Below are 13,542 nucleotides of genomic sequence, written 5' to 3'. Positions count from 1 at the left end.
ATAAAATTAATTACATTAACAGTGAGATAATTTTGGTTATTTTATTGCCATCAATTTGATAGGCTGTAGCTGAAATTATGAGATAAGTGGAGAATAAATTGGCGTCGCCTGTAAATACTATTCGCCAACATATCAGCAATTTTTTGCCTGAAATGATAAAATTGCGTCATCATCTACATCAGCTCCCCGAATTAGGGTTTTATGAAACTCAAACCTCAAAAACCGTTGCTGAAAAGCTAAAATCTTGGGGCTATGATGTTGTCGAAGGTATAGCGGGCACAGGAATCGTTGCAACGCTGCAGCAAGGGACAGGTAAAAAAATATTGGCAATTAGAGCTGATATGGATGCTTTACCCATTGTTGAAAATACTGACCTTGCTTATGCTAGTAAGAATGACGGTGTTATGCATGCTTGCGGTCATGATGGGCACACGACGACACTTCTTACAGCCGCACGCTGTATTTCGGAACGAAAAGATTTTTCGGGCACTGTTCGGTTGATATTTCAACCTGCCGAAGAAGGTTTGGGCGGCGCTAAAAAAATGATTGAGGAGGGGCTATTTACCAAATTTCCTTGTGATGCTGTTTTTGGCTATCACAATGTTCCTGGTATAGCGTTGGGGCAATTTTGCTTTATTCCCGCAATAGCAACAGCTGGCTCAGATCGCGTGCGAATTACCATACATGGTCGTAGTGGGCATGGTGCGCAACCGCAAAAAGCCATTGACCCAATTTTAATTGGTAGCGCCATTGTTTCTGGCCTCCAATCGATTATTTCTCGTAATATTGCCCCCAATGATGCCGCAGTTATTACAGTTGGTAGCTTTATTGCAGGTGATGCTTTTAACATTATTCCAGAAACTGCAGAATTGCGGTTAACGGTTCGTAGTTACGACGCCAATATTCGCGCCTTGCTTGAAACGCGGATAAAAGAACTGGTGCAAGGTTATGGGGCAGCTTACGGTGCAACTATTGATGTTGAATATCGCGCAGTTACGCCTTCGGTTTATAATGATGAAAAATTAACGCAACTTGCGCAAAAGGTTGCCGTTAAAAATTTTGGTCCAGAGAAGCTTTTCCAACAAAATGAGCCATTTTCATTTAGTGAAGATTTTGCTTATATGTTGGAGCAATGTCCCGGCTGTTATCTCTTTATTGGCAATGGGAATTCCGCTAATTTACACAATGATCACTATAACTTCAATGATGAAATAATTGAAGTTGGTGCAAGCTTTTGGGTGCATTTGGTTGAGGAATTTTTGCAGTAAATAGATTATTTAGTCTGTATAATTTAAAGCACAGTCAAAGTCATACGAGCCTTTGAATGTGCTCTAAATTAGCCATTATTGCTTTGTTGTCCTAGGCGTGTATCATATAGAAAAATACCATCTTGGCTTTGTCCGCACATCCAACCACCGCGTGCGAGGCGATAGGGGGCTTCGGTTATATCAATATCACTTTCGTTTGCTTGTAATGGTTGGCATATCCAATGACCAATGGAGTAATGACAACCTGCAGCCATATGAAGAGGTTCACTTAAAAAACTATGGGCTAGCCTGCCAAATTCACCGCTAGATTGTAATATTCGATGATAAGTTTCATCGGTTATGTTATCAAAAGGATCATAGGAATTTTTAAATGCTTCGGAAATTTCGACATCACTCCCTCGTATAATCTCAATCGGTTGATCGGGAGAACTTACATCAAAGCCGAGCTTCTGGCCAAGACTTAGCTGTGTGCGCAAAAAGTTTGAGGCTTCCTGCTCGCTTATTTTATGTAGAGGTTCATTCCACCACGATAAAAAGCGTTTAAATATTGCGTCGCCACGCGGCAAAAGCAACATCATTTCTTCAATGGCAGCATGGGGCAATTGATCGGTGAATGCAAATTCCGTAAAAAAATTAAGACGATTATCAGAACTTACATTATCAGGAATTGGCATGGCTTCATCTTTTGGCTCCGGATTGGTGCGATCCATTATTTCATGCCAACGATGTTGCCAATATGTCTGTATTGTTTCAGGTGTTTGTCCCAATGGGGTATGTACTCGACTTGCCACGTTTTTTTACCTGATTGAATATTTTTATTTGCAAAAAGTTTTTTAAACCAACTCATATTTTTCCGCTATCTCATCAATTTAAAAATGATGTTTTTAACGATAGGCAAGCATTTAATTTAAAAAAATAAAAGCTTTATCGCGATAGCCCACATGATAAGCGCAATAATGCTATCAAGTATTTGCCATGAACGAGAATTGTTAAAAATTGGCCTTAAAAAACGAGCGCCAAACCCAAGACAAAAAAAGAATAAAAATGAACCCATCACCGCACCAAGCCCAAATAAATATTGATGAGGGGTAAATTGAGTAGAGACCGTGCCAAGCAAAACCACAGTATCAAGATAAACATGCGGATTAAGCCATGTTAAAGCAAGGCAGGTTAAAACAGCACTTGTAAGGGATATTTTTTGTGTGCTGCCAAGTTCCATATTTCCATTCGCTCGGTAAGCGGCAAGCGCACTTTTGCCGCCATACCACAGCAAAAACAAACCACCACCCCACCGCATTAAAGGTTCAATCCAAGGTTGGCTTTGCAAAACTATATGAAAGCCAGTTACACCAAAGGCAATCAATAAAGCATCGGATAAGGCGCAGGTTAAGCACAAAATAAAAACATGCTCGCGCTTTAGCCCTTGCTTCAAAATAAAGGCATTTTGCGCACCAATCACCACTAAAAAGCTAAGCCCATTTGCAAGGCCATAAAAAAATGCGTCCATCAAATGCCTATAAGGAAAATTTAAATTATGCCCTAACCTTTTATTTTCTTTTTTGCCATAAACTTAAAAAATAAGTAAAAACAATAAGTTGCATAATAAAAAGAGGTTATGGTGTCCACGAAGGGATTCGAACCCCCGACCCCAGGATTCATACCACTACGATTTTCATCGCCATAGATGGATCATCTATGTTTGTGGTCTGGACTGTCCCTTCACCATTGGTAAACATTACATTTAACCTTTAGGTGCTGCCCGTCCAGTCTCTACACCTTCTTTCAATAATTGATAGCTTGCGCTAAAATATTGAAAGCTTGGCTCGGGATTGGCATATTGTTGGATAAATCGCAACAATAAAGCTTTCCCCGAATTTGAGCAGATCCGTTGCAGGGTTTCCCAGCTGCAACGCCCAATTTTTAGGAATCCTGTGCTCTATCCTACTGAGCTACGTGGACATTGATGCCTTTCTCTTAACCAATAACGATTAAAGGATCAACTAGCGATTGTTAAATTTTGGCAAGTTTTTCTTGTAAAAAGGCTAAAACATCAGAAGTTGCGATATTTTTTGCCACAAAAGACTGGCCAAGCCCTCGTGTGAGGATAAATGTTAAGGCGCCACGTTCAACTTTTTTATCTTGTGCGATAAAGCCCATTAAGGTTTCAGCATTTGGCAAGCCGCCTGGCACATCACCAAGATCTGTTGGCAGACCAACCTCTTTTAAGTGCGCACGCACGCGTAAAGCCACTTCGGGCGCACAAAGATTTAATTTTGCTGAAAATTCATGAGCAAGCACCATGCCAATCGCCACACCTTCACCGTGAACAAGGCGGCGACTATCATAATGGGTAGCAGTTTCCAAAGCATGGCCAAATGTATGGCCCAAATTAAGCAAAGCACGCTCGCCCGACTCGCGTTCGTCACGGGCAACAACATCGGCCTTTGATTGGCATGAACGGGCAATTGCACTAACCCTTTCGCCGCCGCCTGCAAATACGCCCTGCCAATTTTTTTCAAGCCATTCAAAAAAATCTGGTTGGTTAATAAGCCCATATTTAGCAACTTCCGCATAGCCGGCACGAAACTCGCGCTTACTTAATGTGTCAAGCGCCTCGGTGTCGGCAAGCACGAGTTCTGGTTGATAAAAGACGCCAACCAAGTTTTTTCCATGTGCTGTGTTAATGCCAGTTTTACCACCGACTGAAGAATCAACCTGCGCCAAAAGCGAAGTTGGCAATTGGATAAAGCCCATACCACGGCGAACAATGCCGGCGGCAAAACCAGTTAAATCACCAACAACGCCGCCGCCAAGCGCTAAAACCATATCACCACGCTCTAATCTTGCATCGAGAATATCACTTACGACTCTTTCCAAGACAGGAAAGGATTTTGATTTTTCTCCCGCATCAACAATGATTGATGTATTGTCAATGCCAGCCTGCTTTAAGCTTTCTTCTACCGTTTTTAGATGGAATTGAGCCACATTACTATCGGTTACAATGGCTGTTCTAACGCCTTTAAAGCGAGATGCAATCAGTGCACCGCAAGAATTAAGAAGATTAGAGCCGATCAAAATATCGTAGCTACGTTCATCCAAATTAACTCTAACGGTGGTGCTCATCTCTTATCTCCAACAGTCAAATCAAAATTATTCTAACCTTAAAACAATTCGCCTGCTCTGTGAAGCTTCTGATTTTCGTTGAGTTTAATGATATTTGTTAAAATGAGTGACATTGATGATATTTATTCAATAAAATTGCTGCCGTTAGCAAATAAACAACAATTTAAATCAATAATGCGTTTTAGAACCTTTCCCGTAGGAAAGATGCAAATATTCATTCTAGTTCTAATAAAGGTTAGCATGCCAACCATACGCCGCATTTTTTTGATTCTTTTGACAATTGCCGCATTGTTTTGCGGTGCAATTTATGCACTGGCCTATATGGTAAAGCCTAAAACTGCAGAGCTGACGATTACAATACCAAATGACAAGCTAAATTTGCGGGCATGGCCTATACAACCGGTAGAGCCAGTACAAGATGAGCAAGCATTAGATGCAGATCGCCTTAATGAGCCTTCACAATAAGAATTGGGTAGCATTATGGCAACTAAGCAATCTTCGCGGTTGATTGATCGCTTTTTAGAAATGATGAGTGCGGAGCGCGGCGCTGCCGACAATACGCTTGAAGCCTATAATCGTGATCTTGAATGGGCTGATGAATTGCTTGCTAAAACTAATAAACAATTATCCAATGCTATGGAAAGCGATATTGAAAAAATCTTGCAAAGCATGGCGGTGGAAGGTTTTAGCCAAAGCTCGCAAGCGCGTCGCCTCTCGACTTTGCGGCAATTTTATCAATTTCTTTATGCTGAAAATGTCCGGCAAGACGATCCTACCGCCCAAATTGATGCCCCAAGCAAAGCTAAAACTTTGCCGAAGATCATGAGTGAAGCAGAAGTTGGATTGTTACTTGATTTTGCAGAGAGTGAAGCAAATTTGAGTGATCTGAGCGATGTGGCGCGTTATCGTAACTATCGGTTATATGTTTTAATCGAGATGCTTTATGCAAGTGGACTTCGCATATCAGAACTCATAAGCCTTACCTTGAGGGCAGTAGAGGGAAATCCGCAATTTATTCTTGTCAAAGGTAAAGGTGCAAAAGAACGACTTGTGCCGCTTTCCAATAAAGCTCGCCAAGCGGTCGAAACGTGGCTTTTAATAAGGAAAAATAAAGCCTCAGATAAAAGCCCTTTTCTATTTCCTGCGCAGTCAGATAGTGGCTACATTGCGCGGCAAGTGGTGGCGCGTGAGTTAAAAGCACTTGCTAGCCGCGCGCAAATTGACGCTGAAAAATTATCGCCTCATGTATTGCGCCATGCTTTTGCAAGCCATCTATTGCAAAATGGTGCAGATTTACGCGCCGTACAACAATTATTAGGTCATGCCGATATTTCGACTACGCAGATTTATACCCATGTGTTAGAAGAAAGGCTGCAAAAGCTGGTCAATAGCTTTCATCCCCTTGCTGAAAATGCTAATAAAGGGTAAAAAAATAAAATTTGCCATGGAAAGGGCGTTTTTTTGTTTTCTTTTAAGCGCAATCATTGTTAAAGAAAGTAAAATTGTCCCAAATACTTTGGTCTTTAACGCTTGCTTCATGAAAAGTGCATAGAAGATAGCTCCAAAATTACTCGTGTGGATTAAATAGTTGATGTATAATTACCTTGATTTTGAAAAACCTGTTGCAGATCTCGATGCCCAAATTTTTGAGCTTAAAAAGCTTAGCCAAGAAAAAGACAGTGTCAATATGAGTGATGAGATTGACCGTCTTGAAAAGCGCTCTGCGCAGGCATTGCGTGATCTTTATAAAAAATTGACCCCATGGCAAAAGACGCAAATTGCGCGTCATCCGGATCGTCCGCATTTTTTAGATTATGCCAACCACCTATTTAGCGATATCACTCCATTAGCTGGAGATCGTAAATTTGGTGAAGATGAGGCTTTGCAAGCTGGCTTTGCTCGCTTTCAAGGGGAAGCTATTGCCTATCTTGGTCTTGAAAAAGGTCATGATACGCAAACACGCTTGAAACATAATTTTGGCTCCGCCCGTCCTGAAGGCTATCGCAAAGCCGTTCGCATCATGGAAATGGCTGAACGCTTCAATCTTCCTGTGGTGTCAATCATTGATACAGCCGGAGCTTATCCTGGTGTTAGTGCTGAAGAGCGCGGTCAAGCGGAAGCCATTGCTCGGTCAACGGCTGAAATGCTAAATCTTAAAGTTCCTGTTGTTGCTATCGTTATCGGCGAGGGCGGTTCTGGCGGTGCTATTGCTATAGCCGCTGCTAATCGCGTTTACATGCTCGAGCATTCGATTTATTCAGTTATCTCACCAGAAGGTGCGGCTTCTATTCTTTGGCGCGATGCCACCCGCGCAAAAGATGCAGCGACCAATATGCGCATTACAGCGCAAGATCTTTATGAGTTAAAGATTATTGATGGTATTATTCCAGAGCCTTTGGGCGGTGCTCATCGTGATCGTGAAGCAGTGATGGATGCAACTGGAAATATTATTGCTGCTGCGCTTAAAAGCATGGCCGATAAGGATGGTATTACTTTACGTGATGAACGGCGTGAAAAATATTTAGCTATTGGTCGCAACCTTTAATCGATTGTTTTTTTGTTCGATTTTTTTCTTAGAATTTTATTCGGCATCAAATAACAAAAGACAAAATAAAAAGACCTATCTGATCGATCATGAAATCAGATAGGCCAATTGGTTAGCTTGATTTTAGCTAACGGGGATTTGTGAAATTCTTAACGCAAGTTTTGTAGTGCAATTTTAGCAACATTAATGCGGCTTTGGTTTGCAGCCTTTGCTTCTGACTTTTCAGGAACAATGGTAATTGAAATATTTAAGCCAGCAGATGCTGTACGGCCACCAGTTGCTGCAGAGCCGCCTGCACCACCGCTAACTGCCATTGAACGAGCACGGCTATTTGCAGCAGCCAATTGTGTTGAAAGCTTATTGGTTTCAACCCAACCTTTTTGGTTTCCTGCAGTTACATAGCACCAAGCTGAATTGCAAACACCAACATTAACTTGAGTACCCTTAGCAATATTGCTGGTTACGGCCGCACTTGTTGCAGGTGCATTATGCAATGATAAGGCAGGGGCTGAAATTGTGGTTGCTTGTGCAGTAAGTGCGCTGCCAATTACAGCAATTGCTAGAGTTGAAGCAGCGATGATTGATTTTGCAAAACGGTTCATGATCTTAGTCCTTTAATTTTTATGGAAGAACCGCAAAACCCGTTATTTTTAGCAAAGTTTCTCTATTCGCGAAAACTCGTTTCGCGCTTATTTGCTTCAAATTTTGACAAGGTTAGACTGTTAACGGGAAGCGCTTTTGGCTTCCTGTTGTTAAATTCTTCTGGGTTGTTCGATTAATTCTCTTAGCTGCTTGGCTCAATTACCATTTGTCAGCGTCCATACAACAAAAACGACTTAGCCGGCAAAAGGTTCCAGAAAAAGTTTACAAAAAGTAAATTTTTATAAATATAGATATATTTATAAAAAGCGTTTCATTTTGTTAATCCTAATTTAGATATATGGAATTTTAAATTTTCAAAAAATTGCTTTTTAAGTATTCAAATTGATAAGTGATTCTATATTGCTTTGGGCTTTTATAAGTTGGTCTTGAAATCTTGATGTTTTTCTGTTATAGAGCCGCTAAGTGTTGCTGATTATGGCTGTTTTCATTGAATTTGATGCAGATAAATGTGCTTTTCATGTAAAAATTATGTGGCAAGTATGCTTTATTATTCACAAGGTGACAATTATCATATAGGTTTCGCGCCAAGGTGGCGAGGGCCGGCCCGTAAATGGGTTTATTATTTTTTTATTCAATAGAATAGGGTTTCAATGGCTAAAGAAGAAGTTTTGGAGTTCTCAGGTATTGTTACTGAGCTTCTACCAAATGCAATGTTTCGGGTAAAACTTGATAATGAGCACGAAATTATTGCCCATACAGCCGGAAGAATGCGTAAGAACCGTATCCGCGTGCTTGCAGGCGATAAGGTCATGGTCGAAATGACCCCTTATGATCTGTCTAAGGGTCGTATTACCTATCGTTATAAATAGTCTATTTTTATTTACCATAGCAGCTTTTAATTCATACTATGGTTCAAGATAAAAACTCTAGATTAATATGGTATAAAGATGAATAATAGAGGTCTATTTATAGATCTCTTATTTTTATGTCTTTTATAAAAATCAGGCTTTGTTTTGGTGTTGCTTTTTTCAAGCAAGCATTTGGCTTTTTCATATAGCCGCTAGTTATTTTCCATTTTATAATTTGATTTTACTTGATGTTAAAATAGTTGGTCTATTTTGCAGTCTGGTTGCTATTAAAGCAGCAGGAAAATTGTTTATTGACTATATGGCGGACAAAAATGCAGCATGATGAAGTGATTAAAAATGAAATGCCTTTAATATTGGCGTCAGCGTCACCACGCCGTATGGCATTATTGAAACAAATAGGTATTGAACCAGATCATTTACATGCAGCTGATATTGATGAAACACCAAAGCGTGGTGAACACCCATTTTATTTGGCAAGACGCCTTGCATTAGAAAAAGCTCAAAAGGCGGCGCAAGTCATACGGTTAATACCACAATATGAAAAAGCGCCAATTATTAGCGCCGATACGGTTGTAGCAGTTGGGCGAACCATCTTGCCTAAGCCTGATAGCGAGGATGAAGCTCGCGAATGCTTGCGCCTATTATCAGGGCGTAGCCATAAGGTTTTTACCGCAGTTTGTGTATTATGTGCCAAGGGTCATCTGCATCACCGGGTTGTCGAAACCCGCGTGCGTTTTAATCGTTTACCAAAATCTGTGATTGATGCATATGTTTTATCGGGTGATTGGCGCGGTAAAGCTGGCGGCTATGCTATTCAAGGTCTAGCCGGTAGTTTTGTATTACGCATTGTTGGTTCTTATAGCGCAGTAGTTGGCTTGCCATTGGCTGAAACAGCAGAACTGTTGCGATCTGTTGGTTATCCTGTTTATGAGAATTGGAGCATGATTTCTTAAAGGAAAGACTTATGCTGTAGAAGTTGGCAAAAATCGGTTTTAGCGGTCGAAAAAAAGCCGGCTTGGAATTATCCAAGCCGGCTTTTTAAATAGAATTTCTAATATTTAAGATTAGAATGAGCGTTGTAAACGAAGCATGCCTTGGAATGCATTTTCGCCTTTCATGCTATTGCGAACGCCAGAGCTTAACAATGCACCAGCATCGCTGTAAATTGCCTTATAACCGTAATTGCTATCCCATTTTGTGTAAGCAATTTCAGGGGTAATTGTTAAGCCAGGGACGATTTGGTGTGAAATATTAGCAGCGGCTGAAAAAGTACGCTCATCATCATAGCCAGCTTGGAAATTGAAGCTTGTATTTTTGGTAAATTTGTAGCTTCCACCACCCCAAACAACCCAATCGCCGCCCCAGTCACCGATGTTTGAGTTATAAATGCGTACTACACTGATATAGTCTTTTTTGAACGCTTTAACAGATGTATCAACTTTGTAGTAGTCGTCCATGGATTTATAGCCACCCATAACCCAAACTGAGAACTGATCTGTTACATTAAGATCAAGGCGAAGCTTACCAGCCCATTCCTCATTGCGGGCATCATAGGCAGCAACGGCAGAGACCGCACCCCAACCTTGTTTAAACTTCAAGCCACCCAAAACATGCGGTGCATAATCATCAATTTGCTGACCCACAAGTTTATAGCTCCGTTCAGCGATGTATTGATTAGCAACACTGTCATAATAGCGATTATAACGGGTACCATTAATATCACTTCCAGAACCTTGCTCAACACCAATAATTGCAGAAAAGCCGTTACCAGAATTATAAGTATAGCTAATCATATTTGTGCGTGTAGAACCTTTAGGTGATAACACGTCATCGTTCATGACTTTACCTAGGTAGCCAGTCCAATGTGCAAAGATTGACTCGTCCATACCAACGCGAAGACCGCCAAGTTCAATATATGCAAAACGCAATGATGTCTTATCGCCGGCTGCACCCCAGTTAGCGCCACCTTGCCACTCTGAACGTAGGTCAATATAAGTGCGTAGTGTTCCAAGTTCAGTTTCAGCTGCTGTATGGAAGCGTAGTGTCGCACGCGAACGCCATGCGTAAGTATCGCGTTCAATGCCATCACGCGAGGTCGCATATACGTCGTCGCCGCCTTTTATTTCGGCGCGAACATAGCCTGAAATACGCATGCAGGTTTCAGTGCCTGGAATATAGTAGTAACCAGCACCATATGCGTCGCAAACGCGAACATATTCAACCGGTTCAGGTTCAACGGGAACGACAACAGCATCTGCTGCATTTGCTGCGCTATATCCAGCGAGTAATGCGAGCGGCACTAGCGGTAAGGTTTTAAGAATTGACATTTATTTCTCCACTGCCAAATTTATTTCTTGGCAAGGATTAGAAAAACAATATTACAGTGCCGTGTTATGAGTGTTACAATAATATGAAACCATTGGATCAGTGCTTTAGTATAAGTGATGCATTGCTTTATGTGTTATTATTGCAACATATTTTTGTTAGAAAATACTAAACCTTGAGCGGGAAAGCAATTGGCATAGAATCACATACCTAATATTGACGCGATTAGAACAAATATTCCAAACCTTAGTAACTTTGAAAGGATGCAAATGATTGCTTAGGTGTAAACCATCATGGTTATTATGAGGGTATCGGAAAAATATAAACTATCCATAAGCTATTATCGGGAACAAATAACGCCAATCTTTGTATAAAAGACAAAACCGCAAAGGATTTTTAACCCCCTGCGGTTGAGAAAAATTAAAAGTTGGGCATTTCAATTTAAGGTGCTGGCTATAGTACTTGAATAGCCAGCTTCGAATGCAAAAATGATCTAAAAATTTTTATAAATTTAAAGCATGCTGCCTTCTTGTTGCATTTTTGTGTGCCATGAAAAGGCTTCTTCAAGCATATGCGGTGTGTGGCCGCCGCGTTTTACCGCACGGTCAAAATAATCCTGCATTTTATCGCGATAGCTTGGGGCAATACAGTTTTTGATGATGGTGGCGGCGCGCTCGCGCGGTGCAAGGCCACGTAAGTCGGCAAGCCCTTGATCGGTAACAAGAATATCAACATCATGTTCAGTATGGTCTATGTGGGTTACCATTGGTACAACCGATGATATTTTTCCCCCCTTTGCCAAGGATTTAGTGACAAAGATAGAAAGAGAGGCATTGCGAGCAAAATCACCAGAGCCGCCAATACCATTCATCATATGAGTGCCATTGACATGGGTTGAATTGACATTACCATAAATATCAAATTCCAAGGCGGTGTTAATAGCGATAAGACCAAGGCGGCGAATAACGCCGGGCATATTGCTGATTTCTTGAGGACGCAATATCAAGCGGTCTTTATATTTTTCAATATTATCAAAAACGCGCTGACCGCAGGCTTGGCTTAAGGTAATTGATGAGGCAGATGCAAAAACCAGTTTGCCAGAATCCATTAAGTCAAAGGTTGAGTCTTGCAAAACTTCGCTATACATTTTTAGGTCTTCAAACGGGCTTTGTAAAAAGCCGCTTAAAACAGCATTTGCAATAGTGCCAATGCCGGCCTGTAGAGGCCGCAGTGACTGTGTGTAGCGTCCCTTTTTCATCTCATGAATAAAAAATTCAATCAAGTGATTTGCGATAGCTGCGGTTTCGGTATCAGCTGGCAATATATTTGATGGACTATCAGGCAGATTACTAATGACAATCGCAGCAATTTTTGCGGGATCAACCTTAATATAATTGGTGCCAATACGGTCCTCTGGTTTGACAATCGGAATTTGTGTGCGTCCAGGAATTAATTGTGGAATATATATATCATGCAATCCTTCCAATGCTGGATTGCAGGTCATATTAATTTCAACAATAACTTTTTTAGCTTGCTCCACAAAGCTTGCCGAATTGCCAACGGATGTGGTTGGAATGATGCCACCATCTTCACGAATAGCTACGGCTTCAACAACGGCAATATCAACAGGTGCTAATTGGCCGGCACGCAATTGCTCAACCGTTTCGGAAAGGTGCTGGTCAATAAACATAACTTCGCCGCGATTTATCGCATGGCGCAGGGTTGAATCTACCTGAAAAGGCATGCGGCGTGCAGTAATCCCAGCATTGCAAAGCAGCCCATCAATATCATGACCAAGGGAAGCACCAGTTAAAAGCGTTATTTTGAATGGATCTTGCTCAGCACGCTTTACCATAGCAAGCGGCACACATTTTGCGTCGCCCGCTCTTGTAAAACCGCTCATGCCAATTGTCATGCCATTTTGAATAAGGCTTGCCGCTTCTTCACTTGACACAATTTTCTGTCTTAAAGCTGCACTGCGGATACGTTGGTCATACATGATATTATCTCTAAAATTAGCACGAAGCATTACAAGGACACTGCTCTTTTTAAGAAAGCAGTGGGCGAAATTTCCTCCCATTTGTATTATTATAACTCTTGCGAGTTAGACAGCAGCCTTTTCCATCTCCTCAAGGATAGACTGTGTCACCAAAACCGGATCTTCGGCTTTGATAATAGGACGCGCTACCACCAAATGGCTTGCACCGGCACGAATGGCGTCAAATGGTGTCATAACCCGCTTTTGGTCGCCATGGTCTGTGCCACTTAGGCGAATGCCCGGAGTAACGAGTGCCATAGTATTACCGATTACTTGGCGTAAAGCCATAGCCTCATTGGCTGATGCGACAATACCACCCATACCAATATCACGTGCTTGTTTTGCCCGTTTTAACACAAGATCTTGCGGTGTATCATTGTAGCCTGCATCTTTTAAGTCTTGTGCATCCATCGAGGTTAAGACGGTAACGCCAAGCAGGCATAAATCACTTCCCTTTGCCGCTTCGACCGCTGCTTGCATAGCTTTTGGGTAAGCATGAAGGGTTAGCATCGAAACGCCAAGGTTTAAAATACTTGAAACGCCACCAGCAATGGTATTATCGATATCAAGTAATTTCATATCAAGAAAGATTTTTTTGCCATCTTGGATGAGTTCTTTGGCAAAATCCAAACCACCAGTAAAAGCAAGTTGATGGCCGATTTTATAGAAGGTGGCATTATCGCCAAGGGTCTTGATAATAGCATTGGCTTCACTAACGGTTGCAACATCAAGGCCTACAATAAGGCGATCGCGCATATCCTGCGTCATTAT

Annotated in this window: 13 protein-coding genes; 6 read left to right on the top strand and 7 right to left on the bottom strand. The window is 41.4% G+C overall.

Annotated elements, in window-relative coordinates; translation table 11 throughout:
- Positions 1-152 precede the first annotated feature (152 nt).
- A complete protein-coding gene (locus tag N6B01_RS09805) occupies positions 153-1,268 on the top strand; it encodes a M20 aminoacylase family protein (RefSeq protein ID WP_262080636.1) in 1,116 nt (371 codons plus the stop codon).
- 68 nt (positions 1,269-1,336) lie between these two features.
- On the opposite strand, the gene N6B01_RS09800 is transcribed toward N6B01_RS09805, so the two are convergent.
- The 3 genes from N6B01_RS09800 to aroB all read right to left on the bottom strand — a co-directional run bounded on the left by N6B01_RS09800 (position 1,337) and on the right by aroB (position 4,391).
- A complete protein-coding gene (locus N6B01_RS09800; RefSeq protein WP_262078527.1) occupies positions 1,337-2,059 on the bottom strand; it encodes a hypothetical protein in 723 nt (240 codons plus the stop codon).
- Between the two features lie 116 nt (positions 2,060-2,175).
- Positions 2,176-2,775, bottom strand: coding sequence for a LysE/ArgO family amino acid transporter (locus tag N6B01_RS09795; RefSeq protein ID WP_262078526.1), 600 nt, complete (start codon positions 2,773-2,775; stop codon positions 2,176-2,178).
- Between the two features lie 503 nt (positions 2,776-3,278).
- Complete coding sequence (gene aroB / locus N6B01_RS09790) at positions 3,279-4,391, bottom strand: 3-dehydroquinate synthase (RefSeq protein WP_262078525.1); 1,113 nt, start codon at positions 4,389-4,391, stop codon at positions 3,279-3,281.
- A 240-nt stretch (positions 4,392-4,631) separates the two neighbouring features.
- Between aroB and N6B01_RS09785 the strand changes: the two genes are divergently transcribed.
- The 3 genes from N6B01_RS09785 to N6B01_RS09775 all read left to right on the top strand — a co-directional run bounded on the left by N6B01_RS09785 (position 4,632) and on the right by N6B01_RS09775 (position 6,936).
- A complete protein-coding gene (locus N6B01_RS09785; protein WP_262078524.1) occupies positions 4,632-4,856 on the top strand; it encodes a hypothetical protein in 225 nt (74 codons plus the stop codon).
- A 15-nt stretch (positions 4,857-4,871) separates the two neighbouring features.
- Positions 4,872-5,819 carry a site-specific tyrosine recombinase XerD gene (locus N6B01_RS09780; RefSeq protein WP_262078523.1) on the top strand — a complete coding sequence of 316 codons (948 nt, stop codon included), beginning with the start codon at positions 4,872-4,874 and terminating at the stop codon, positions 5,817-5,819.
- Between the two features lie 163 nt (positions 5,820-5,982).
- On the top strand, positions 5,983-6,936 hold the full coding sequence (locus N6B01_RS09775; protein WP_182417580.1) for an acetyl-CoA carboxylase carboxyltransferase subunit alpha: 954 nt from the start codon (positions 5,983-5,985) through the stop codon (positions 6,934-6,936).
- Positions 6,937-7,085: 149 nt separating this feature from the next.
- Here N6B01_RS09775 and N6B01_RS09770 read toward each other — a convergent pair whose 3' ends face one another.
- Entirely contained in the window at positions 7,086-7,538 is a 453-nt protein-coding gene (locus N6B01_RS09770; RefSeq protein WP_262078522.1) for an SH3 domain-containing protein, read from the bottom strand.
- Positions 7,539-8,189: 651 nt separating this feature from the next.
- On the opposite strand from N6B01_RS09770, the gene infA reads away from it, so the two are divergent.
- Positions 8,190-8,408: a translation initiation factor IF-1 gene (gene infA, locus N6B01_RS09765; protein ID WP_182417578.1), complete on the top strand. Its 219-nt coding sequence runs from the start codon at positions 8,190-8,192 to the stop codon at positions 8,406-8,408.
- Positions 8,409-8,737: 329 nt separating this feature from the next.
- The gene (locus tag N6B01_RS09760) at positions 8,738-9,361 is read left to right on the top strand and encodes a Maf family nucleotide pyrophosphatase (RefSeq protein WP_410007262.1); all 624 of its coding nucleotides are present in this window, start codon (positions 8,738-8,740) and stop codon (positions 9,359-9,361) included.
- A 111-nt stretch (positions 9,362-9,472) separates the two neighbouring features.
- On the opposite strand, the gene N6B01_RS09755 is transcribed toward N6B01_RS09760, so the two are convergent.
- The 3 genes from N6B01_RS09755 to pyrF form a co-directional block, all read right to left on the bottom strand.
- Positions 9,473-10,735 (bottom strand): porin, encoded by a 1,263-nt coding sequence (locus N6B01_RS09755; protein ID WP_262078520.1) that lies wholly within the window; start codon positions 10,733-10,735, stop codon positions 9,473-9,475.
- Positions 10,736-11,244: 509 nt separating this feature from the next.
- Positions 11,245-12,732 carry a succinyl-CoA:acetate CoA-transferase ScpC gene (locus tag N6B01_RS09750; RefSeq protein ID WP_262078519.1) on the bottom strand — a complete coding sequence of 496 codons (1,488 nt, stop codon included), beginning with the start codon at positions 12,730-12,732 and terminating at the stop codon, positions 11,245-11,247.
- Positions 12,733-12,837: 105 nt separating this feature from the next.
- Entirely contained in the window at positions 12,838-13,539 is a 702-nt protein-coding gene (gene pyrF / locus N6B01_RS09745; protein WP_182417577.1) for an orotidine-5'-phosphate decarboxylase, read from the bottom strand.
- Between the last annotated feature and the right edge of the window lie 3 nt (positions 13,540-13,542).

The organism is Bartonella sp. HY406 (assembly GCF_025449315.1).
In the GTDB taxonomy this organism is placed as follows: Bacteria; Pseudomonadota; Alphaproteobacteria; order Rhizobiales; family Rhizobiaceae; genus HY038.
The sequence above is the reverse complement of the archived record's forward strand: the minus strand, read 5'-3'. Positions and strand labels throughout refer to the sequence as shown.

Coding starts and splice junctions, on each gene's coding strand:
- N6B01_RS09805 (WP_262080636.1), top strand. CDS start 153: ATGATAAAATTGCGTCATCATCTACATCAGCTCCCCGAATTAGGGTTT.
- N6B01_RS09795 (WP_262078526.1), bottom strand. CDS start 2,775: ATGGACGCATTTTTTTATGGCCTTGCAAATGGGCTTAGCTTTTTAGTG.
- aroB (WP_262078525.1), bottom strand. CDS start 4,391: ATGAGCACCACCGTTAGAGTTAATTTGGATGAACGTAGCTACGATATT.
- N6B01_RS09785 (WP_262078524.1), top strand. CDS start 4,632: ATGCCAACCATACGCCGCATTTTTTTGATTCTTTTGACAATTGCCGCA.
- N6B01_RS09780 (WP_262078523.1), top strand. CDS start 4,872: ATGGCAACTAAGCAATCTTCGCGGTTGATTGATCGCTTTTTAGAAATG.
- N6B01_RS09775 (WP_182417580.1), top strand. CDS start 5,983: ATGTATAATTACCTTGATTTTGAAAAACCTGTTGCAGATCTCGATGCC.
- N6B01_RS09770 (WP_262078522.1), bottom strand. CDS start 7,538: ATGAACCGTTTTGCAAAATCAATCATCGCTGCTTCAACTCTAGCAATT.
- infA (WP_182417578.1), top strand. CDS start 8,190: ATGGCTAAAGAAGAAGTTTTGGAGTTCTCAGGTATTGTTACTGAGCTT.
- N6B01_RS09755 (WP_262078520.1), bottom strand. CDS start 10,735: ATGTCAATTCTTAAAACCTTACCGCTAGTGCCGCTCGCATTACTCGCT.
- N6B01_RS09750 (WP_262078519.1), bottom strand. CDS start 12,732: ATGTATGACCAACGTATCCGCAGTGCAGCTTTAAGACAGAAAATTGTG.
- pyrF (WP_182417577.1), bottom strand. CDS start 13,539: ATGACGCAGGATATGCGCGATCGCCTTATTGTAGGCCTTGATGTTGCA.